This window comes from Cupriavidus sp. USMAA2-4 (genome assembly GCF_001854305.1).
Taxonomy (GTDB): Bacteria; Pseudomonadota; Gammaproteobacteria; order Burkholderiales; family Burkholderiaceae; genus Cupriavidus; species Cupriavidus malaysiensis.
On the sequence record NZ_CP017749.1, the window covers coordinates 2843393 to 2865566 of the forward strand.

Here is a 22174-nt window from a genome sequence, read left to right on the forward strand (position 1 = left end):
GAGCTCAAAGATCGAGGATGAGCTTGCGGCTCTTCGCTCCGGAGCAGCAGATCATCATGCGCTTGTTCGTCGCGCGTTCCGCTTCGCTCAGCACGAGATCGCGGTGGTCGGGTACGCCTTCCAGCACGCGTACTTCGCAGGTGCCGCACACACCTTCCTGGCAGGAATAGGGCGGCTCGATGCCCTCGCTGAGCAGGCAGTCAAGGATGGTCTTGCCGCTGGGCACCTCGAGGCTGCGTCCCGTGCGCGCCAGTTGCACGACGAAGCCACCTTCGGTTGCGGCCGCTTCGCGCGCCGCGAAGTACTCGCGGTGGACCCTGTCCGGCGGCAGCGCCGCGGTGGCGGTCTCAAAGGCCTCCAGCATCTGCACAGGGCCGCAGCAGTAGATATGGGCGCCGTCCGGCAGTGTGGCGGCGATGGCGGGGATGTCGAGCATGCGAGCGCCCGCCTCACGGTCGAAGGTCATGTGTACCTCCGCGCCATCCAGGCCATGCATGGCTTCGAGTGCGTCGACAAAGGCGGCCTGCCTGCGCGTGCGTGCCGCGTAGTGCAGGTGCCAGGGACGGCCAAGCGCACGCAGGCGCTGAATCATGCCGAAGATCGGTGTGATGCCGATGCCGCCGGCGATGAATACACTGAGCGGTGCGTTTTCGTCGAGAGGGAAATTGTTGCGAGGTGGCGCGACGGTGATGGTGTCGCCCGGGCGCAGTATTTCATGCAGGTAGCGCGAGCCGCCACGGCTGCGGGCGTCCTTGTTGACGCCGATGACATAGCGCCGGCGTTCGCCAGGCGCATTCAGGAGGGAATAGCTGCGGATCAGCCCGTTGGGCAGGTGCAGGTCGATGTGCGCGCCGGCGCCGAAGGCAGGCAGATCCTTGAGCGGTGGCTCCGGATGCAGCTCGTAGCTCAGGATGCCATCGGCTTCCCAGGTGATGGACTTGACGCGCAATTGCAGGGTTTCAGTATGATTCAATTTTTGTCTCCAGGCTGGGCGACGTACCGCGTACCGCGGGCCGCGGCTGTGCAAGCCGATGCAGAGGCAATGGCCTCCCGCTCAGACATCCACGACATCGATGTCCTCGATGGCAACGCCGGTGGCTGCCTCGCAGGCACGGCGGACGGCCTCGGGCTGGCCGGCGTGGAAGATGAAGTGGCGCAGCAGTTTGTTCCACTTCGGATGGCGTTCGTACTCGGCGCGCGGCAGGCCGTCGAGAAAAAAGTCACGCGAATCGCTCGGTAGAATCAGGCGCCGGTTGGCGTGCGCGTCGCGGATCACGCCTTTGGGGTCGCGCCCTTGCGCGACGGCGTCGATGTCGTCAAACAAGCGCCGGCGGATCATGGCGATGCCTTTGTCGCTGGCACCCAGGTTCTCGCGCGTGCGGTCGGTGACCGGGCCTTGTCCGACCCAGGCGATGATGTCCTGGTTGATCACATGGCTGGAGATCCAGCGGCCCGTGGCGGGATCGCGCGTGGGGCTCTTCCAGCTCGGGATCGTGCGCTGCACGAAAGGCTCGGCCTCGCGCGGGACGCGGATGAACGACCAGGTGACGCTCAGCGTGTTGGTGTCGTCCACCGGCACCCGCCACTCGAAGTGATCGCCGAGGAAGAAGCCGTTCGGCCACAGGCAGACCCGGCCGATGGTCCACAGGGGATGCCGCTCGTCGGTATCTTCGCTGATGCGCTTGTAGAGGAAGCCGTGTTCGAATTCTTCGAAGCCGAGCCGCAGGTGGCGCGGCGCGCGCCGCCCGCCCTCGCCGCGCAGTTGTCGCCCCCAGTTGGCGTGCATCCATTCAAAGTGTACCGGGTCGATCGAGTTCTCCTGTGCTTGCAGCCAGTTGCAGGGAACATCGGCGAACACCACCTGGACGAAGCCATTGCCCCAGCTGAAGGGCTCCCAGTCCGGCAGTTGTGGCACAGGATCCGGTCCCAGGTAAGCCCACAGCATGCCGGCCTTGGCTGCGACGTGGTAGGCCTTGAGGCGAACACGCTCGCGCAGCCTGGCGGCCGGATCGGCGACTTCCTCGAATGGTTGCTCGATGCAGCGGCCACGCGCGTCATAGCACCATCCGTGGTAATTGCAGCGCAGGCCGTGCTGTTCCACATAGCCGTAGGCGAGATCGGCGCGTCGGTGGGCGCAGTGTCGGGCCACCAGGCCGTAGTCGCCGCTCAGATCCTTGTAGAGGACCAGGTCCTCACCCATCAGGCGGACGGGCTTGATGGCCTCGCGTTCCAGTTCGTCGACGCCCGCGATCGGATGCCAGTGGCGGCGCAGTACCTCACCCATCGGCGTGCCGGCTCCGACGCTGGTCAGCAGTCGGTTCTTGTCTTCGCTCAACATACGATATTCCTGCCAGGGTCAGAGCTCGGCTCGGAAGCCGGATGCCTTGATGATCGGCGCCCAGGTTTCAAGCTCGGCGCGCTGGCGGCGCGCCATCTGCTGGTCGTCGAGGTAGTCTGGAACGACGGCGAGATCCTTCATCAGGAAGTCGCGCGACCTTGGCGTCGAGAGGATCGTGCGCAAGGCCTGCTGCATGCGTGCGATCTCGCGTACGGGCGTGCGGGCCGGCGCCCACATCGCGGTCCAGCCGTCGCCATGCGTGACATCGATGCCCTGCTCGGCCATGGTCGGCATCTCCGGTGCGAGCACGGAGCGCTTCTCGCTAAAGATGCCGAGCAATTGGATCCGGCCCGCCTGGTGGTATCTGCGCAGGTCCTCGAGCAGCGTGACGGCGCTGGCGATATGTCCGCCGAGCAGGTCGGTGATCATCGGTGGCGTTCCCTTGTAGGGGGCGACGGCCAGGTCGATGCCGGCTGCCTTGGCGAACTGCAGGCCGAGGAAGTGATTCTGACCGCCCAGGCCCGGTGTGCCGAACGTGGCCTGACCCGGATTGGCCTTGGCCCAGCGGGCGAAGTCGCGAGCGTTGCCGGCCCGCGTGGCAGCGCCGGCAGCCATCCCGCAGGGAAAGGAAACCAGGCCGGCAACCGGCTCGAAGTCCCGCCAGATATCCCATTTGAGCTGATTGCCGAACACGAGCGTCTGGAAGGTCGGCGTGGCGTTGGGAGCGATCATGTAAGTGAGACCGTCCGGTGCGGCGGACTTCAGCGCATCTGCTGCGAGCCTGCCGCCAACACCGACACGGTTCTCGATAATCACCGGCTGCTCGAGCAATGAGGACAGCGCGTCGGAGAAGTAGCGCGCGATGGCGTCTGTGCCACCACCAGGCGGCAGGCCCAGCAAGATCCGGATCAATGGTTTGCCGCGCATGTCGGCAAAGGACGCGGCCGGCATGCAGAGGCCCGCACAGGCGGCCTTCAGCAGCCTGCGGCGGCGGAGGCTGGTCATGGTTGTCTCCGGGTTTGTTTTTATTGGGGAATCGGGGGCGCTGCTTGTCCTGGCGGCGGTGCTCAGGCGGCGCTTGAGAGGTCGCGCCAGTCGCTGCCGGCCGGCAGCACACCGCCGACCGATACCGCCTGGCGGTAGTCCAGCTCAGGGCTGTCGGCCAGCGTTGGCGTACGTCCGGCCTGGAACTCGCGCACGGATTTCAGCAAGGCCTGGCGTACGCGCAGCACCGCGCCGTCGGCTGAGCAGAGTTGCTCCGTGGTGCGGTCGGCGATCGGCCCCTGGCCGAGGAACATGGCGAAGTCCTCGGTGCCGAGGTGCTGCGGGAAGCCGGTGGCGTGGCCGCGCTTCATCAGATCCCGGTTCTGGCCCCAGTTGTCCTCCGGGCCGCCGGGCGGCAGCGGCGGGAACGCCCATACGTCCGGCGTGGCCGACATCACGGTCATACCGAGCGGACGGTTTGGATTGAAGTGGACGAACCAGGCGCGGTGCGTGACGTCGTCGACGGGGGTGGAGAAGAACACGGTACTCGGGCCGTTCGCATCGGGCGCGCAGATGATGCCGTACCAGGGCATCACGAAGTTATTGAGGCGCACGTAGACCTGGTCATCGCTGAGCGGGCGGATTGCCGCGTAGCGGTAGCCGTAGGGACGATCCTCGAACTCCAGTCGCGGCGCCAGCGCCTTTGTCATGTGCAAGCGCTGGTTGCCCGATCCGGCGGTGATCTGCGTGGTCGACTCATGCAGCACACCGACGTGCGATGAATCCATCGAAGCTTCCACGCCCTGGACCCAGTTGGTCGGCACTTCCTGGCTGGTGACCGAACGCTGGCTCTCGGGCAGGGAGACGAAGGGCAGCTCGGGGAACTTCGGTGGCGTGTCGCCGCGGCCCAGCCACACCCAGACGATGCCGCCCCGATCTTCCACCCGGTAGCGATTGACGCGCACGTGCTTGCAGAACTGCTGCTGGTCGCCGACGTGGTTCGGCGCCTCGACCACCTCGCCATGCGCGTTGAGCTTCCATCCGTGGAAGATACAGCGCAAGCCGTTGTTCTCGTTGCGCCCCATCAGCAGCGAGGTCTTGCGGTGCGGACACAGTTCGTCGAGCACGCCCACGCTGCCATCGGTGGTGCGGAACGCGACGTAATTGGCGCCAAGCAGGCGCACCCGCACCGGCGCGCCGTCTGCTACCAGCTTGGAGGACGGCACGGCCGGAATCCAGTAGTGCTGGCGGATCATCTCGCCCATCGGTGCGCCGTCATCGACCCGCGTCAACAGCTCATTGTCTTCCTTTGTCATCGGCATGGTGTCTCACTCCCCGTCTTGATAAAAGGCGCGCGTATAGACGCGTCTGCAATTGCATTCGAAGATGTTGCGGCGCTGCGCTTCGCTCAGCCACTCGATGCCTTCGATCACGGGCTTCATGTCGTCGTAGTCGCGCCCGGTCAGCGGGTTGCGCGCGCTGCCGGTACCCGGCTTCTCAGTGCCGAACAGCACGTTGTCTGTGCCCGCCACCTTGAGCAGCAGATCGATGGCCTCCGGCGAGTAGTTGCAGGTGTCGAAGTAGAGGCGTTTGAGCTGCTCATCGAAGCCGGTGGTCTCGCCCTTGCGCGCGGACCATGCGCGGAACCGGCCCATCTGGTAGGGAATGGCGCCGCCGCCGTGAGCGACGACGATCTTCAAGTCCGGAAACTGCTCGAATACCTTGGAACCGAGCAGAGAGACGATGGCAATGCTCTCTTCATTGATGAACTTGAGTGTGTAGGACTCGCGCGCGCTGCAGCTTCCCGCCGAATGAATCAGGCCGGGTACGTCGAGCCGGGTCATGGCCTCGTACAGCGGATACCAGAACGGGTCACCCAGCCCGGGCGGGGTAGGGCCTTCGCCTTCCGTAGGGTCCGGATTGATCAGGCAGCCGACGAAGCCCAGTTCGTTGACGCAGCGCTCCAGTTCCGGCACGGCGCGCTCGGCGGGCGATTCGAGCATGAACTGCGGCAGGCCGGCCACGCCGCGGAAACGGTCGGGGAACAACGCGACGTAGCGGGCGATGAGGTCGTTGCAATGGCGCGACCAGAGCTCCGTGACGCGCCCTGGCTTGACCGAGTGCATCTGCAGGTAAGGCCGTGGCGAGATGAACTGCACGTCGGTGCCGACGGCGTCCATGCTGCGGACCAGCTCTTCCGCTACCTTGCGCACGGAGTCGTCCGCGATTTTCGGCGTGGTGGAGGGGTTGGCACGGCCGCCGACAAGTTCCGCCATATAGCGGAAGCTCTCGGCGGGCATGACGACGTGGGCGTGGGAATCGATGATCATGGGGTTTCAGCCTTGGTTCGCGTCGGCCACGACGGCCAGACACTCGAGTTGCAACTGCATGCCGTGCTGCAGGTCGTGCACGACGATATGGCGCGCGGGACGGTCGCGCGGATCGGGAAAACAGGCCAGCCACTGTGCGTTGACGGGCTCGCGCACGCTGTCGTCCTTGACGTAGACGGTGAGCTTGACCACATCGGCCAGCGTGGCGCCGCCGGCCTCCAGTACGCGCCTCAAATTGACAAAGGCCTGCACGGCCTGTCCCGATGCCGTCGGTGCGAGCTTGCTGGTGGCGGGATCCTTGCCGGACACGGCAGAAGTGCAGAGCACGTTTCCCACACGCGCCGCGGCCGGGATCGGCGCCTGATGGGCAAGGTCGGGGATATCGATGGAACGCAGCGGTCGGGTCATGGAGTCCTCGTGGGGCCAGTCGGTGTGATCGGATGACGGTGGAAGCCGGTCTCGGTTTCGAAGAAATGCGGCGGGACCATGGCCAGGAATTCGGCGAAGCCTGTCGTGCCAGCCGGAACGTGCAGCGTCATGGCATCGGCGGCGTGTCCTTCGTCACCGCTGACAATCGCTTGCGCGATGCGCTCGTGGTCCTGCAGCGAATGCATGATCTGCGCTTGGGTGACGAAGTCGCGCGGCCGGTAGCGCTGCACGCGGCGGCGGGCATAGCGGATCTGGCTGGCAAGGTAGTCGTTGCGGCAGCCGGCGTAGATAGCCTCGTGAAATGCGGTGTTGGCTGCGGCGTATCCCGCCGCATCCGCCTGTTCGGCGGCTTGCCGGCATTGGCGTAAGCCGTCTTCAAGCGCTCCGTGCAGCGTGGAGTCACCCCGGCGCGCGGCGAGCTTGGCCGCCAATGCCTCCAGTTCGCCCACATATTCGAGCATCGAACGCACTTCACTGATCGACATGCGCGTAACGGATACACCATGGCGCGCAACAATGCATACCAGATCGCTTGCCAACAACTGTTGTATCGCCTCGCGAACCGGCGTCCGCGAGACGTTGAAACGCTGTGCCAGCGCCCGTTCGTCCAGCGGGGTGCCCGGCGGCAGGATGCCGTTCTCGATCTCTGCGGCCAGCGTCGAGCGTATGTCGCCGGCGAGGCTGGCACGACCGCCAGGCTCGCCGGCGGCGGACGCGGAGCCCGCTGCCATCGGGGCCGCGGATGCGACAGGTCTTGTTTGAGTAGCGGTCATGATGCGTGCGCGCTGAGCCAGCAGGGAGCTTGCAGTTTTCCTGCCAGAAAATATACAACACAACTATTGTGGTATGCAAATATGAAGAAGAATGATGCGCGGATGTTGGCTGCTGGGCTCGATCTTTGTATCGGCGTATGCCAGTTGCAGCGTTATGTTGCAGCGTCATGTGGCGAACTATCCGCGTGCGGCGCGCTGCGGGAAGCATCCGGCGCTGTACTGCTACGTGCCCGGCCTTGGCCCAAGGGGCCTCACCGTCCGGCGTGCTGCGGCTGTCGGGATCCTTGCGGGTAAACACTTATGATTGGATGCCAATAATTTTATCTGGTGTATTGAAATTGCTTTTTGTGTATGCCAGAATTCTCAAAAATACAGGAGATGTCGTGCGGCTCACCCCTGGTTCGCACGTGTTCCTGTGCTTCTTCTTTCATCGCAAGGTTGCAAGGCGTACTTCCCATGAATCCTTCCATCGCTTCCCCCGCTTCACCGGAGCAGGCGTTGCTGCCGCTGGGCCGCATCCTTGCGCCAGCATCGATCGCTATCGTCGGGGCGTCGGCCGACCCCCGCTCGTTCGGCGGATTCGTCTTGGACAACCTGGAGCGTTTCGGCTACGCCGGCGCCGTACACCTGGTCAGCCGCAGCAGCACCGAAATCAACGGCCGGCCCTGCGTCAAAACGGTGGACGCGCTGCCGCAAGGGATAGACCTGGCAGTACTGGCGATTCCCGAGGCCGGTGTGCTGGACGCCGTGCGTGGTCTGGCGGCGCGCGGCACCCATGCTGCCGTGTTGTTCGCCTCCGGCTACGCGGAGGCGGGCGAGACGGGGCGCGTCAAGCAGGAAGAGCTGGCGCGGGTGGCGCGTGACAGCGGGATCCTGCTGCTGGGCCCGAATTGCATGGGCTTTACCAATTTCGAAGTGGGTGTGCCGGTGACCTTCGAGCCGCTTGCTCCGCAGCCGGCCGCGGGCCGGGCCGGCGTGGGCGTGGTGGCGCAGAGCGGCGCCATGGCGGCCAATGTGCGCGATGCGCTGAGCGGCCGGGGTCTGCCGCTGACTGCGGTGGTGTCGACGGGTAACGAGGCAGTGCTGGGGCTGGAAGATGTGCTGGCGCACTACATCGCCGATGCGCAGACGCGCGTGATCGCCGTCTATGCGGAACAGGTGCGCCGCCCGCAGACGTTTCTGCGCCTGGCGCGGCAGGCGCGCGAGGCGGGCAAGCCTGTGGTGATGCTGATGCCGGGGCGCAGTGCGCGGGCACGCGAGGCCGCGCAGTCGCATACCGGTGCGCTCGCTGGCGATCACGCCACCGCCTCGGCGGCGCTGGCGCGCGAAGCCGTGGTGCTGGTGGATTCGCTGGACGAGTTGTTCGATGCCGCTGCGATCCTGCTGCGGTTTCCGGTGCCGCCGAGCGGCGGCCCGGCTTTCATGACCGGGTCTGGCGCGATGAAGAACATCGCGCTGGATTTCTGCGATGCGCTGGACCTGGACCTGCCTGCGCTGGGCGAGCAGACGACGGCGCGCCTGCAGGCCATGCTGCCGGCCTACGCGGTGGCCGAGAACCCGCTCGACTACACCACCATCAGCGTGCGCCAGCCTGGGCTGGTGGGCGAACTGCTGCTGGCCATGTTGGCCGACGACAACATCGGCAGCATCGTGCTCAGCATCCCGGCAGGTCCGACGGTAGCCCAGCGCGACAAGGCCGAGCACATCGTGCCGGCGCTGGCGCGCGCGGAGAAGCCTGCGGTCTTGGTGGTCACCGGCGACGCAGGTCCGATCGAGCCGTTTTTCGTCGACGCCATCCGCGCCAGCGGCGTGCCGTTCTTCCGCTCCCCCGACCGCGCGCTGCGTGCGCTCCGGCGCGTGACCGCCTACGGCGAGGCGCTGCAGCGAGCCCGGCGTGCCAACCAGGTCGATCCGGTCGCGGTGGCGTTGCCGGCGCCGCGGCCTCCTTCCGGTGTGTTTGCCGAATATCAGGGCAAGGCATGGCTGGCTGCCGCCGGCGTGGCAGTGCCAGCCGGTGGGCTGGCGCAGAGCGTAGAGGATGCGGCCACGATCGCCGCGAGCCTTGGCTATCCGGTGGTGATCAAGGCCCAGGCCAGCGAACTGCCGCACAAGAGCGATGTCGGCGGCGTGATCATCGGGCTGGGAGACGAGGCCGCTTTGCGCGCGGGCTGGCAGCAGTTGCAGGACAACGTCGCCAGGCATCGCCCCGGCCTGCGCCTGGATGGTGTGCTGGTGGAGAAGATGGGCGAGCGCGGGCTCGAACTGGTGGTCGGGGCGCGCCGCGACGCCGGCTGGGGGCCGGTTGTGCTTGTCGGCCTGGGTGGCATCTGGATCGAGGCACTCGAGGACGTGCGCCTGTTGCCGGCCGATCTGGCCGAAGAGGACATTGTGACCGAACTCGGACGGCTCAAGGCCGCCTCGCTGCTGCGCGGCATCCGCGGTGCGGCGGCGGTCGACGTGCGGGCGATCGCGCGCGTGGTGGCGCTGATCGGAACGCAGATGCGCGCCAATCCGGCCATCCTGGAGATCGACGTCAATCCTCTGCTGGCCTATCCCGACCGTGTGCTCGCCCTCGACGCGCTGGTCGTGTGCGCTGCGCCGCAAGCCTGAGACAACGCAATGAAGCTCGAATTTTCCGCCGCCGACGAGGCATTCCGCCAGGAAGTGCGCGCCTTCGTGCGCGAGAACCTGCCCGCCGATATCAAGCGAAAGGTCGAACTGGGCCTGCGCCTGGAGCATCTGGACTATGTGACGTGGTTCCGCATCCTGGAGTCGCGCGGCTGGCTCACGCCGGGCTGGCCGGTCGAGCACGGCGGTCCCGGTTGGAACCACGTGCAGCGCTACATCTTCGATGAGGAAACCATGCTCGGCAACGCGCCGCGCATCATCGCCAGTGGTATCCAAATGCTGGGACCGGTACTGATCGCCTTCGGCACCCCGGAGCAGAAGGCAAAGTACCTGCCCGATATCCGCCGCAGCAATACCTGGTGGGCGCAGGGATTCTCCGAACCGGGGGCGGGATCCGACCTGGCAACGCTGCGGACCACTGCCGTGCTGGAGCCGGACGGCAAGCACTTCGTCGTCAACGGCCACAAGGTATGGACCTCGTACGCGCACTGGTGCTCGATGATGTTCGCCCTGGTGCGCACCGATCCCGACGCGGCCAAGCCACAGGAAGGCATCTCTTTCCTGCTGATCGACATGGCCTCGCCCGGCGTGACGGTGCGTCCGATCCGCATGCTGGAGGGGGGTACCGACCTCAACGAGTGTTTTCTCGACAACGTGCGCGTGCCGGTGGAGAACCTCGTCGGCGAACGCAACAAGGGCTGGTCGTATGGCAAGTACCTGCTCGGCCATGAGCGTACCGGCATTGCCGGCATCGGCTCGTGCAAGCAGCAACTGGCGCGGGCGCGCCGGCTCGCGCAAGCACAGGGGCTGGGCCATGACGCGGTGCTGGCATCGAAGCTGGCGCAGTTCGAGATCGAGGTGATGGCGCTGGAGTTCACCGCGCTGCGCCTGCTCAGCGCCAACCAGAGCAGTCGGGTGCCGGCGGTCGAGGCCTCGATGCTGAAGGTGCGTGGCACTGAGTTGCGCCAGGGCATCCATGCGCTGCTGGTGGACATCGCCGGCCCGGGCGCGGTGCCGTTCGATCGCGAAGGCAACCTGCTCGAGGCCGCCGGCCTGGAGCGGGAGGGCGCGCCGGTGCCGCCGGAACTGGCCGCGTTGGCGGCCAACTACCTGGACGCGCGCAAGCTGTCGATCTACGGCGGCGTCAATGAAGTGCAGCGCAACCTGATCAGCAAGGCCTTCCTTGCAGCCTGACCACTGACCGAACATGGACTTTTCTCTGAACGACGAACACATTGCCCTGCAGGACGCCGTGCGGCGCTTTTGCGACGGCGAGTATCCCGCGCACCAGCGCGGCGACGACGAGCCCGCCGAGGTGGCCGCGCGGCGCTGGCAAGGCATGGCGGAGCTGGGTCTGCTCGGGCTTCCGCTGGGTACCGACGTGGGTGGCAGCGGTCTGGGCGCGGTGGAATCGATGCTGGTGGCGCAGGAACTCGGGCGGGCGCTTGGCGGTATCGGCTGGCTCTCCAGTGTGGTGGCCGCCGGCCAATTGCTGGACCAGCTCGGCAGTGCGGCGCAGCGCGAGCGCTGGCTGCCTGCGCTGGCCAGCGGCGGGGCGCGCGCCGCGCTGGCCCTGCACGAGGCCGGCGCACGCTACGACTACCGCCGCCCCGCCACACAGGCCCGCCGCCAGGGTTCGGGCTGGGTGCTCGAAGGCGGCAAGACACTGGTCCTGGATGGCGCCGCGGCGCAACTGCTGATCGTGTCGGCGCAGGTGGAGGGCGGCGGCCCGACCTTGTTCGTGGTCGAGGCCGGAGCGCCGGGTGTCGAAGTGCAGGACTTTGCCACGCTGGATGGCCGCCGCGCGGCCAGCGTGACGCTGCGAGGCGTGGCGCTGACGGCCGGAGATGTACTGGGCGAGGTGGGCGGGGCATTGCCTGGCATCGAAGCCACGGCCGACCGAGTCAACGCCGCGCTGTGCGCGGAAGCCGCTGGCGCGCTGCAAGCGCTGATCGACCTGAGCGCCGAGCAACTCAGAACACGCAAGCAGTTCGGCGCTCTACTGGCCAGGTTCCAGGTGTTGCAGCATCGCGTCGCCGACATGCTGATCGCGCTCGAACAGTGCAAGTCGATGGCTTGCGCCGCGGCGATGGCGGTGGATGCCGGTGAGCCGGCGCTGCGCCGCCGCCTGGTCTCCGCCGCCAAGGTGGTGGCCGGCCAGGCAGGACGTCAGGTCGGCGAGTGGGCGATCCAGATGCATGGCGCCATGGGCATGACCGACGAATGCCGCGTCGGCCACTACGCCAAGCGGCTGCTGGTGATCGGCCAACTGTTCGGCGATGCCTCATATCACCTGGACCGCTTCGCCGCGGCGTCCTAGGTTCCGCTGCATCGCTGGGCGCGCGCGGAAAGACAAGATCGACAACAGCCAAAGCGTCGAGAGACAGACGCAAGGAGACAGCAGATGGCCATTTTCAGCAAGCTACGCCGCGCCGGGATCGTCCTCGCGGCCGGACTGGGCATCGGGTGGGCCGCGATGACAGCCGCTCAGGAGCGGCAGCCGATCCGGCTGTTGGTGGGATTCCCGCCGGGCGGCTCGACCGACACGGTGGCGCGCATCCTGGCCGACAAGCTGCGCATCGTCCTCGACCAGCCCGTGGTGGTCGACAACCGACCGGGCGCGGGCGGCCGGCTGGCTACCGGCATGCTGAAGAACAGTACGCCCGACGGCTCGACCTACATGGTCGCACCCAACGCCACGGCGATCTTCCCGACCCTACTCTACCCGCCGGCCGCGCTGCGCTACGACCTGCTGACCGATCTGGCACCGGTCGCGATGGTCGTGTCTTATCCGCTGGCGTTGGTCGTCAGCACGCGGGTGGGCGTCAGCAATGTCAATGAGTACGTGGCCTGGGTCAAGGCTCACCCGAAGGAGGCTGTGTTCGGCACCGCGGGACTGGGTGGACAGACGCACTTCACCGGGCTGCAGTTCGGCAAGGCGGCGGGTGTGGCGCTCAATGTCGTCCCCTACAAAGGCAATGGACCGCTCACCACGGATCTGCTCGGCGGCCAGCTTGCCGCGGCGGTCATGACGGCGGGCGACATTCTCCCGCACCAGCGCAGCGGCAGGGTCAAGGTAATCGGCGTGTTCGCCGCTAAGCGCTCGCCGCTGATGCCGGAGGTACCGACTGTGGCCGAGCAGGGGGTCAAGGTCGACGCTGCTGAGGCGTGGGCGGCCGTCTGGGCACCGGCGCGTACGCCGAAGGCCGAGATCGAGCGCATGCAGGCGGCACTAGGCAAGGTGCTGGCAATGCCGGAAGTCCAGCACACCCTGACGCAGAACGCCACGCAGCACCCTGATTTCCGTCCCGCTGCCGAACTCGATCGGCTCCAGCGTAGTGAGCTGGCCTACTGGGGCCCTGTGATCAAGGCGAGTGGATTCACGCCCGAGCAATGAAACCGAGGCGCGCTTGCGCGCCGCCAGGTCCGCCGAATCGTTGGTGATGCAGGTCGAAGCCTTGCCCTGCGGGTGACATCGGGTCGTCCGCGGCAGGCACCGATCGACTTCACCGCGGTGGCTGGCCTGCCTGTCCCCCGACCTCTGCAATCATCATGAGTCTGAACGGATCCGCATACATCGTGGGTGCCTACGAGCACCCGACCCGCAAGGCCGACGAGCTTTCGGTCGCACGCCTGCACGCCGACGTCGCCAAGGGGGCGCTGGCCGACGCCGGCTTGTCTGCCAGCGACATCGACGGCTACTTCTGCGCCGGCGACGCACCCGGCCTCGGCACTACCACCATGGTCGAGTACCTCGGCTTGAAAGTGCGCCACGTCGATTCCACCGAATGCGGTGGCTCAGCGCCGATCCTGCATGTGGCGCATGCCGCGGAGGCGATTGCCGCCGGCCGCTGCAACGTGGCGCTGATCACGCTGGCAGGGCGCCCGCGCGCGGCGGGCGCGGCGCTGGCCCTGAAGGCGCCGGATTCGGACGCACCCGACGTGGCGTTCGAACTGCCGTTCGGTCCTGCCACCCAGAATCTGTATGGCATGGTGGCCCGGCGCCACATGCATGAGTTCGGCACCACCAGCGAGCAGCTGGCATGGATCAAGGTGGCAGCCTCCCACCACGCCCAGCACAACCCTGACGCCATGCTGCGCAATGTGGTGACGGTGGAGGACGTGGTCAACTCGCCGATGATCGCCGATCCGCTGCACCGCCTCGACTGTTGCGTGATGTCGGACGGCGGAGGCGCGCTGATCGTCGCGCGGCCGGAGATCGCCCGGCAGCTCAAGCGTCCGCTGGTGAAGATCAAGGGCACCGGCGAGGCGCCGAAGCACGCCAGGGGCGGCGACATCGACCTGACCTGGTCGGCGGCCGCCTGGGCCGGGCCGGCGGCTTTCGCCGAGGCGGGCGTCACGCCGGCCGACATCAAGTATGCGTCGCTGTACGACAGCTTCACCATCACGGTACTGATGCAACTAGAGGACCTCGGCTTCTGCAAGAAGGGCGAGGGCGGCAGGTTCGTCGCGGATGGTGGCCTGATCTCGGGCGTGGGACGGCTGCCCTTCAATACCGACGGCGGCGGGCTGTGCAACAACCATCCGGCCAACCGGGGTGGCGTCACCAAGGTGATCGAGGCCGTGCGGCAGTTGCGCGGCGAGGCGCATCCCGCGGTGCAGGTGAAGGACTGCGACCTGGCGCTGGCAAGTGGCATCGGTGGCGCGCTCGCATCGCGCCACACCGCCGCGACGCTGATTCTGGAGAGGATCTGAACATGATGAGCACGACGAACGCACAATCCGAAAAGTCCGCCAAGCCAGCCGCCCCGGGCGGCCCGCGCAGGATCCCCGCCCCGCGCACGCTGCCCGAGAGCCAGGCTTTCTGGGACGCGGCCGACGCCGGCCGCCTGCTGCTCAAGCATTGCCTGGATTGCGGCAAGCCGCACCACTACCCGCGCGACATCTGTCCGCACTGCCTGTCCGAGCGCACCGTATGGCAGGAGGCCAGCGGGTTCGGCACGGTCTACTCGTACAGCACGATGGGGCGCGCCGAGGCGGCATACACATTGGCCTTCGTCACGCTGGACGAGGGCGTGACCATGATGACCAACCTGGTCGACTGCGATCCGCGCGAGCTCGCTATCGGCCAACGTGTGTGCGTGGTGTTCCGGCAGAGCGAGGGCGGGCACGCGGTACCGATGTTCGCGCCCGCCGGCGCTGCCTGAGGCCAGTGCCGGGCGCACGTAGCGGCCCGGCGCGGCGACAACGAAAGACGGAGTTACCCAATGCAGGACGACAACAGCGCTGCAGGAGAAGCAGGCCAGGCGGGCCAGGCAGGCCCGCGCCGAGGCGCGCTCTCGCGTTTCACCATCATCGACGCCTCGCGCGTGCGCGCCGGTCCCACCGCGATGCGTTTGTTCGCCGACATGGGCGCGCGCGTGATCAAGCTGGAGATCCCGCCCGGAGCGCCGGGTGGCGACGACATGATCGGCGGGCGCGACCACAATCGCGCTGACTACGAGAACCTGCACCGTAACAAGGAAAGCCTGACGCTGAACATGAAGACGGCAGCGGGGCGCGAGATTCTGCATGAGCTGGTCAAGCGCGCCGACGTTTTCATCGAGAATTTCCGCCCGGACGTCAAGGACCGCCTCGGCATCGGCCCCGACGCTTTGCGCGCGGTCAATCCTCGCCTGGTCTATGCCAGCATCTCCGGCTTCGGCCAAGACGGTCCCTGCGCACGCTGGCCCGGCTTCGACTCCATTGCCCAAGGCATGGGGGGGCTGATGAGCGTGACGGGCAAGCCTGGCGAGGGGCCGATGCGGGTGGGCATCCCCCTGGCTGACCTGTGCGCGGGGCACTTCTGCGCCATGGGCATCTTGACGGCATTGCTGGAGCGGGAGGCGTCGGGCGAAGGGCAGTGGGTGCAGACCTCGCTGCTGGAGGCACAGGTGGCAATGCTGGACTTCCAGGCGGCGCAATGGCTGGTCGACGGCAATGTACCGGAGCAGACCGGCAATGAGCACCCGCTGACCGTGCCTACCGGCGTGTTCGCCACCAGCGATGGATACCTGAATATCGCCGCCATCGGCCAGACCATGTGGCGGCGCCTGTGCGAAGCGCTTGGCGTGCCGCAGCTGGTGGCGGAGCCGGGCATGGGATCGGATCCCGAGCGGGTCAAGAACCGCGAGCGGGTCAACGCTGCCGTCGAGGCGGCGCTGCGGCAGCGCACCACCGCCGAGTGGACCGAACGGTTGCTCGCGGCCGGTGTTCCATGCGGTCCGATCCATCGCGTCGACCAGGTGTTCGCCGATCCGCAGGTGAGGCACCTGGGTATCGCCTGGCCGATGATGCATCCGGAACTAGGCGACATCTCGCTGGTGGGCCAGCCGATGCGGCTGTCGCGTTACCAGCGCGAAGCTCCGCCGCGCCCGGCGCCGCGGCAGGGCGAGCACACCGACGGCATTCTCACCGAGCTGGGCTACAGCGCCGAGCGCATCGCCGAGCTGCGCGCAGGCTTCATCGTTTGACTCCAAGGACATTGACATGGCAAGACTGGTCGCCGCATTCGGCTCGTCGCACAGCATCATGCTGGTATCCCAGCGCGAGGACTGGCAGCATGGCTTTCGCCAGGTAGACCCGAAGAACCCCCACTATTACGACAGCGAGGGCAACGCCACCACTTACGAAAAGCTGCTGGCCATCGCGCCACCGGACGCCGAGGCGATGGTGACGCCGGAACGCATGGGCGAGCGCTTCGACCAGGCGGAAGCCGCGATGGATACCTTGCGCGACCGCATTCACGCTGCGAGGCTGGACGTGCTGCTCGTGGTCGGCGATGACCAGACCGAATTGTTCCGCACTACCAACAACCCGGCCTTCGCCATCTACTACGGCGAGACCATCCGCAACGCGAAGCGCGAGGAGGGCTTGTCGGACGGTTGGTACAAGAAGGCGCGCATGGCGCGCCAGGAGCCGGACGCCGACCGCGAATATCCGGTGGCAGCCGGCATGGCGCGCTGGCTGATCCGCGAACTCTGCGACCGCGACTTCGACATTGCCGCCATGGACGGGCTCGAACGCGGGCAGTTCGAGGGCCACGCCTTCTCCTTCATTCACCGCCGCTACCTGCAGGGCATTGATCTGCCCGTGGTGCCGGTCATCGTCAACACCTTCGACCCGCCCAATCAGCCCACGCCGCGGCGATGTATCCAGCTCGGCGCCACGTTGCGCGAGTTGATCGCGGGCTATCCGGAAGACCTGCGCGTGGGGGTGCTGGCATCCGGCGGGTTGAGTCATTTTGTCGTCGACGAAGCGCTGGACGAGGGCATCATCGACGCCATCCGCCGCAAGGACACTGCCTACCTGGCCGCGCTCGACCCCAAGCAACTGCAGGCGGGCAGTTCGGAGATCCGCAACTGGCTGATTGCGGTCGAGGCAGTCAAGGACCTGGACCTCGAGTGGGTGTCTTACACGCCAGGCTACCGCAGCCCGGCCCTGACTGGCACCGGACTGTGCTTTGCCGCCTGGCGCACGCTCGATTGAGCGCCGGCCGCGCCAATCATCGAAAAGAACACGGAGAACACGGAGAACACATCATGACTCAATACGATTCCCACGTGCAGCGGCTGCGCCGGCTTGACTGCTGTGCGGTTTCCGATGCGCTCGACAAATTGCGCCTTCCCGGTGTGGTGACAGGGCTGCCGCAGCGCTCCGGCGCCGGACGCATCGCCGGACGCGCCGTTACCGTCAAGCTCGGCACCGGCGCGCCACCGGAAGGCCCGGCGCGCCATCTGGGTTGCACCGCGATCGAGGCGGCCGGTCCCGACAACGTGATCGTGGTCGAGCAGCGCAGCGGCGTCGAGGCCGGCAGCTGGGGTGGCTTACTGTCGCTGGGCGCCAAGGTGCGCGGCGTGGCTGGCGTGGTCGCCGACGGCCCGGTGCGCGATATCGACGAAGCCATCGGCTTCGACTTCCCGGTGTTCAGCCGCGGGTTGACGTCGCTGACGGCGCGTGGGCGCGTGGTCGAGAAAGGTACCAACGTGGCCGTCGAGGTAGGCCACGTGACGGTTCATGCCGGCGATTACGTGCTGGCGGACCGTAGCGCGGTGATCTTCATCTCGTCCCAGGACATCGAGCGCGTGCTCGAAACGGCGGAGGCCATCGTGCTCAAGGAGGCTGCAATGTCCAAGGCGATCCTGGCCGGGACGCCGATTGGCGAGGTCATGGGCGGCAACTACGAACACATGCTGCAGAGCTGAGGAGGAGCAGGACATCATGAGCCAGAAAGAAGACATCAACATTGAACGGGCCGGCAGGCTGGATACCGCCACACTGAGCGACGCGCTCGACAAGCTCGGGATCGGCGGGCAGTGCTACCGCATCCAGGCGCGCGGCGAAGGCTTCGCCATGGCGGGCCGCGCCTTTACGCTCCAGTACGGCCCGGCGGCCAATCCGCCCGGCACGGTGGGCGACTACATCGACGACGTGCCGCCCGGCAGCGTGCTGGTGCTGGACAACGGCGGGCGTGACAACGCCACCGTATGGGGTGACATCCTGACCGAGATCGCCCACCGCCGCGGCATCGCAGGCACGGTGATCGACGGTGTCTGCCGCGACGTGGCGCTGTGCCGCAAGCTGGGCTATCCGGTGTTCAGCAAAGGCCATTGGATGCGCACCGGTAAGGATCGCGTGCAGGTGGAAGCGACCAACGTCCCGGTCAACATCGGTGACGCGCGGGTGCAGCCCGGCGATATCGTGCGGGGTGATGCGGATGGCGTGGTGGTCATTCCACGTGAACACGAGGCCGCGGTGCTGGATACCGCCGAAGCGGTGGAGCGCGCCGAGGAATCGATCCGCGAGGCTGTGCGTGGTGGCATGCGCCTCGACGAGGCGCGCCGGCAGTTCCGTTATCACCAACTGCAGACCAAGGGAGCCTGAGCATGAAGGAACACGACGCCGCGTCCACCACGCGGACAGCATTCGAGCGGGTAGCGCCGGCGCTGGTGGAGGCGGCGCGTGCGCTGCCGACCGCCACGCTGCATGAGGCCGGCGGCAAGGCCGGGGCCCTGCCGAGTGCCATCAAGCCGGTGGCCCCGTCCTTCCGGCTGAGCGGCCCGGCCCTGACCGTGCACTCACCGGGCGGCGACAACCTGTGGCTGCACCGCGCGCTGGAGATCGCCCGGCCCGGCGATGTGCTGGTGGTACATGCCAGCGGCGTCTTCGAGCATGGTTACTGGGGCGAGATCATGACTACCGCCGCCAAGGTGAAAGGCCTCGGCGGCCTGGTCATCGACGGCTGCGTGCGCGATGGTGTGCTGCTCGAAGAAATCGGTTTTCCGGTGTTCGCGCGTGGCTTGTGCATCCGCGGGACCGGCAAGGACTATGGCGCCATCGGCTGGCTCAATGAGCCGGTGCTGATCGGCGATGTGAGCGTGGCCGCGGGCGACCTGGTGGTCGGCGATGCCGATGGCGTAGTCGTGCTGGCGCGCGAGCGTGCCGAGGCAGTGGTGGCGAAGGCGCGCCAGCGCGAACTGGACGAGGCGGCCATCCTCGCGCGCGTGCAGGCGGGTGAGTCGACCATGCAGATTTATGGCTTTCACTGATTCCACCGACGGCGGACAAAGATGACGACGGACTCTCCCCGCGGCCTGCCGCCGCAGCTCGACATCGATGGTGCGATCGCCACCATCACCCTGCGCCGACCTGATGTGGCCAACCGCCTCGAACTGTCGGATCTCGAACAGCTGCGCCAGCAGCTCGCTGAGGTCGATGCCGCGCCTGGCGTGCTGGTGCTGCGATTGCGCGGCACGGGACGACATTTCTGCAGCGGCTTCAATATCGGGGAGGTCGGCGGCAGCGAGGCCGGTGCGCGCTTCGAGGCGCTCGCTGCGGCGCTGGAGGCGGCCCGTCCTGTGACGATTGCCATACTCAACGGCGGTGTCTACGGCGGGGCGACCGATCTCGCGCTGGCCTGCGATTTCCGCCTCGGAGCACCAGGCTGCGAGATGTTTGTGCCGGCGGCTCGGCTCGGCCTGCTGTTCTATCGTGGGGGGCTCGAGCGCTATGTGTCCCGCCTGGGGCTTGGCATGGCCAAGCGAGTGCTGCTCGCCGCCGACAAGCTCGACGCGCAGCAGATGCTGGACTGCGGCTTCCTCGACAAGCTCCTGCCCGATAGCGCGGCGCTGGAAGCCGAGGCCGGGCGCCTTGGCGGGGAACTGGCCGGCATGGCACCGCTGGCATTGCTGGGCATGAAAAAACACTTGAACCGCATCGCGGCCGGCCAGCTCGATGCGGGGGACATCGCACGGGATATCGCGCTGGCGGACGCCTCGGAGGATCTGGCCGAGGGCGCGCAGGCTTGGCGGGAAAGGCGCGCGCCGCGTTTTCACGGCCGCTGAAACCGATGGCGGGAGATTGGATATGAACCGGGAAGGTATCAGCCAGGACGGCTATTTCAAGCGATTGCAGCGCGGCGAAGCGGCACCGCCGCCCGTGGCGACGCTGCTGGGCGGGAAGATCGGGACGGTGGATCTGGAGGCGGGCGCGCTCACCTCCGCCTACCAGGCGACGGAATCCTTCCTCAACCCGGCAGGCCAGGTTCAGGGGGGCATGCTGAGCGCCATGCTGGACGACGTGACGGCAATGCTGGTGACCGCCACGCTCGGGGAGGGCGAGGCCTGCGCCACCCTGAACCTGAACGTGTCCTTCTTGCGCGCGGCGCAGGCGGGGCCTCTGCAGGGGCGTGCCACACTTGTACGCCGCGGCAGGGATATCTGTAACGTCGCCGGCGAGTTGCTGCAGGAGGGCCGCGTGGTGGCGTCGGCCGTCGCGACCTGCATGATCGTGCGCGGCGGCGATAGCCGTCGCGCGGCAGCGGCGTGAACGGTCGTCAAGAGCCTACGCCCGCCGGGGCGCGGGCCCACGTGCGCCGGGACGTGCGCAACACGACGCGCCGTGCGCTGTTGGCCGCGCGGAAGCTTGCCGCCTCCGCGCCGGTGACTGATGCGGCGGCGCTGTCGGGCTTGTTCGATGCCTGGATGGCGGCGGCCGATGGGCGGGGCCGACTGGTTTGCATGGCGTCGGCGGTGGAACTCGGCCTGCCCGTGGTGCGCTATCTGGCACCGTGCCGGCAGGCGGTCGCTGACGTGGATGACACGGCGCTACGGGCGCTGTTCTGGGCTGCCTGCCGGCGCTTGCAGGATACTTTGCAGGCCGCCGGGTGAGCGAAGCAAGGCGCGTGGGTGGCAAGAGTGGTTCCGTCGGCAACGGCAGCAGACCGGCGCCTGGCGTTGGAAGAATGCAAGGAGACAAGGAAATGAAAGAACTGGCCGGGGTGGTGGCGGGTACAAGATCGTCGAAGCGCGGCCTGTACTCCACGTGGTTTCTGTTGCTGCTGACCCTCATCTATGCGTCGAGCTTCGTCGACCGCATCTTCCTGTCGGTGGTAGGGCAGGCCGTCAAGCTGGAGATGAACCTGTCGGATGCCGAGTTGGGCGTGCTCGGCGGGCTGGCGTTCTCGGTCTTCTACTCAGCATTGGGCATTCCCATGGCGCGCCTCGCCGAGCGCTACAGCCGCGTCATGCTCATTTCCCTCTCGATCGCGGCCTGGTCGGCCATGACCGCCCTGTGCGGCACCGCCGGGGGGTTCTGGCACTTGCTCGTTTACCGGCTGGGGGTCGGCATCGGCGAGGCCGGCAGCACCCCGACCGCTCATTCGCTGATTGCCGACCAGTTCCCAGAGGGGAGACGGGCGACGGCGCTGGCTTTGTACGCCTTCGGTCCGCCTATCGGTGTTCTGGCAGGGGCGATAGGCGGTGGTTGGGCGGCGCAGCACTTCGGCTGGCGCCACGCTTTTTTCGCCGTAGGCCTGCCGGGGATCGCGCTCGCCGTCCTGGCCTGGTTGACGCTGCGTGAACCTCGGCATGCGCAGGTCGACGCCGCACCACCCACTGCAGTTCCTCCGTTGCGCAGCGTGGTCCATCTGTTGATGTCGAGCCGCACCTTCGTGCAGATGCTGCTCGGCACCGTGATCGGCGCATTTGCGCAATATGGCATCAACCTGTTCCTGCCGGTCTATCTCGCTCGTGTCTACGGCATGGGGCTGGCTCAGGCCGGCATGGTATTCGGTCTGATCGTCGGGGTCGGCGGTATTGCTGGCAATGCGCTGGGCGGATATCTCTCCGATGCGCTGGGCGCGCGCGACAAGCGATGGTATGCCTGGGTACCGGCCATCGGGACGCTGCTCGGATTCCCCTTGGCCGCGATGGCGTTCACCCTGTCCGACTGGCGTCTGGCGGTGCCCCTGCTGCTGGGCTGCACCGTCATGTTGAACGTGTGGAACGGGCCGATCTTCTCGATCGTGCAGGGGCTGGTGACGCCGCGTATGCGCGCGACCGCATCGGCCTTCGTGTTCCTGTTGATGAACCTGGTCGGGCAAGGCCTGGGCCCGACCACCGTCGGACTGCTGAGCGACCGCTTTGCCGCCAGCCTGGTCAAGGGAGGGGGCTACCAGGCCACTTGCCACGCCAGTGCGGCCGGGGCACAGGGACACGCTGCGGCGGGGGCGGTGTCTCAGGCTTGCACACAGGCTGCTGCCAGCGGCCTGCGCTACGCCTTGCTGCTTATGAGCGTCGTCCTTGTCTGGTCCGCATGGCACTACTTTTCAGCGGCGCGCCACATCGATCGCCGCTGAACGCCGCACCCGCCGGACCGGCAGTTCGGCGCGGTCCCGCAAGCGCTCGGCGATG

22 protein-coding genes are annotated in these 22174 nt (G+C 67.1%); 15 read left to right on the top strand and 7 right to left on the bottom strand.

Annotation, left to right across the window (positions count from 1 at the left end; translation table 11 throughout):
• Positions 1-4: 4 nt before the first annotated feature.
• The 7 genes from BKK79_RS32405 to BKK79_RS32435 all read right to left on the bottom strand — a co-directional run bounded on the left by BKK79_RS32405 (position 5) and on the right by BKK79_RS32435 (position 6812).
• The gene (locus tag BKK79_RS32405) at positions 5-973 is read right to left on the bottom strand and encodes a PDR/VanB family oxidoreductase (protein WP_071039897.1); all 969 of its coding nucleotides are present in this window, start codon (positions 971-973) and stop codon (positions 5-7) included.
• 81 nt (positions 974-1054) lie between these two features.
• Positions 1055-2338 (bottom strand): aromatic ring-hydroxylating dioxygenase subunit alpha, encoded by a 1284-nt coding sequence (locus BKK79_RS32410; protein WP_071020472.1) that lies wholly within the window; start codon positions 2336-2338, stop codon positions 1055-1057.
• 18 nt (positions 2339-2356) lie between these two features.
• The gene (locus tag BKK79_RS32415) at positions 2357-3343 is read right to left on the bottom strand and encodes a tripartite tricarboxylate transporter substrate-binding protein (RefSeq protein WP_071020470.1); all 987 of its coding nucleotides are present in this window, start codon (positions 3341-3343) and stop codon (positions 2357-2359) included.
• A 62-nt stretch (positions 3344-3405) separates the two neighbouring features.
• Positions 3406-4644 (bottom strand): Rieske 2Fe-2S domain-containing protein, encoded by a 1239-nt coding sequence (locus tag BKK79_RS32420; RefSeq protein WP_071039898.1) that lies wholly within the window; start codon positions 4642-4644, stop codon positions 3406-3408.
• A 6-nt stretch (positions 4645-4650) separates the two neighbouring features.
• Complete coding sequence (locus BKK79_RS32425; RefSeq protein WP_071020465.1) at positions 4651-5652, bottom strand: amidohydrolase family protein; 1002 nt, start codon at positions 5650-5652, stop codon at positions 4651-4653.
• 6 nt (positions 5653-5658) lie between these two features.
• Positions 5659-6060 carry a RidA family protein gene (locus tag BKK79_RS32430; RefSeq protein WP_071020463.1) on the bottom strand — a complete coding sequence of 134 codons (402 nt, stop codon included), beginning with the start codon at positions 6058-6060 and terminating at the stop codon, positions 5659-5661.
• Positions 6057-6812, bottom strand: a complete 756-nt coding sequence (locus tag BKK79_RS32435) for a GntR family transcriptional regulator (protein ID WP_071039899.1) — start codon at positions 6810-6812, stop codon at positions 6057-6059. Before BKK79_RS32435 ends, BKK79_RS32430 begins: the two co-directional genes overlap by 4 nt.
• A gap of 498 nt (positions 6813-7310) precedes the next feature.
• On the opposite strand from BKK79_RS32435, the gene BKK79_RS32440 reads away from it, so the two are divergent.
• The 15 genes from BKK79_RS32440 to BKK79_RS32510 all read left to right on the top strand — a co-directional run bounded on the left by BKK79_RS32440 (position 7311) and on the right by BKK79_RS32510 (position 22119).
• A complete protein-coding gene (locus BKK79_RS32440) occupies positions 7311-9464 on the top strand; it encodes an acetate--CoA ligase family protein (RefSeq protein ID WP_071039900.1) in 2154 nt (717 codons plus the stop codon).
• Positions 9465-9473: 9 nt separating this feature from the next.
• Entirely contained in the window at positions 9474-10676 is a 1203-nt protein-coding gene (locus tag BKK79_RS32445) for an acyl-CoA dehydrogenase family protein (protein ID WP_071039901.1), read from the top strand.
• Positions 10677-10689: 13 nt separating this feature from the next.
• Positions 10690-11802 (top strand): acyl-CoA dehydrogenase family protein, encoded by a 1113-nt coding sequence (locus BKK79_RS32450; RefSeq protein WP_071039902.1) that lies wholly within the window; start codon positions 10690-10692, stop codon positions 11800-11802.
• Positions 11803-11886: 84 nt separating this feature from the next.
• Positions 11887-12879, top strand: a complete 993-nt coding sequence (locus tag BKK79_RS32455) for a tripartite tricarboxylate transporter substrate-binding protein (protein ID WP_071020449.1) — start codon at positions 11887-11889, stop codon at positions 12877-12879.
• A gap of 155 nt (positions 12880-13034) precedes the next feature.
• Entirely contained in the window at positions 13035-14198 is a 1164-nt protein-coding gene (locus BKK79_RS32460; RefSeq protein ID WP_071020446.1) for a thiolase domain-containing protein, read from the top strand.
• Between the two features lie 5 nt (positions 14199-14203).
• Positions 14204-14650, top strand: coding sequence for a Zn-ribbon domain-containing OB-fold protein (locus BKK79_RS32465; protein ID WP_071040519.1), 447 nt, complete (start codon positions 14204-14206; stop codon positions 14648-14650).
• A gap of 60 nt (positions 14651-14710) precedes the next feature.
• Positions 14711-15955, top strand: coding sequence for a CaiB/BaiF CoA transferase family protein (locus BKK79_RS32470; RefSeq protein ID WP_071020441.1), 1245 nt, complete (start codon positions 14711-14713; stop codon positions 15953-15955).
• A 16-nt stretch (positions 15956-15971) separates the two neighbouring features.
• Positions 15972-16970 carry a protocatechuate 3,4-dioxygenase gene (locus tag BKK79_RS32475; RefSeq protein WP_071020438.1) on the top strand — a complete coding sequence of 333 codons (999 nt, stop codon included), beginning with the start codon at positions 15972-15974 and terminating at the stop codon, positions 16968-16970.
• 53 nt (positions 16971-17023) lie between these two features.
• Positions 17024-17686 carry an RraA family protein gene (locus tag BKK79_RS32480; protein ID WP_071020437.1) on the top strand — a complete coding sequence of 221 codons (663 nt, stop codon included), beginning with the start codon at positions 17024-17026 and terminating at the stop codon, positions 17684-17686.
• Between the two features lie 16 nt (positions 17687-17702).
• Positions 17703-18365 (top strand): RraA family protein, encoded by a 663-nt coding sequence (locus tag BKK79_RS32485; protein ID WP_071039903.1) that lies wholly within the window; start codon positions 17703-17705, stop codon positions 18363-18365.
• Positions 18366-18367: 2 nt separating this feature from the next.
• Positions 18368-19030: an RraA family protein gene (locus BKK79_RS32490; protein ID WP_071039904.1), complete on the top strand. Its 663-nt coding sequence runs from the start codon at positions 18368-18370 to the stop codon at positions 19028-19030.
• Positions 19031-19051: 21 nt separating this feature from the next.
• Entirely contained in the window at positions 19052-19825 is a 774-nt protein-coding gene (locus BKK79_RS32495) for an enoyl-CoA hydratase/isomerase family protein (RefSeq protein ID WP_071020428.1), read from the top strand.
• A gap of 22 nt (positions 19826-19847) precedes the next feature.
• The gene (locus BKK79_RS32500) at positions 19848-20309 is read left to right on the top strand and encodes a PaaI family thioesterase (protein WP_071039905.1); all 462 of its coding nucleotides are present in this window, start codon (positions 19848-19850) and stop codon (positions 20307-20309) included.
• Between the two features lie 53 nt (positions 20310-20362).
• A complete protein-coding gene (locus BKK79_RS32505) occupies positions 20363-20650 on the top strand; it encodes a hypothetical protein (RefSeq protein WP_156811492.1) in 288 nt (95 codons plus the stop codon).
• Between the two features lie 92 nt (positions 20651-20742).
• Positions 20743-22119 carry a spinster family MFS transporter gene (locus tag BKK79_RS32510; protein ID WP_084085465.1) on the top strand — a complete coding sequence of 459 codons (1377 nt, stop codon included), beginning with the start codon at positions 20743-20745 and terminating at the stop codon, positions 22117-22119.
• Positions 22120-22174: the final 55 nt, after the last annotated feature.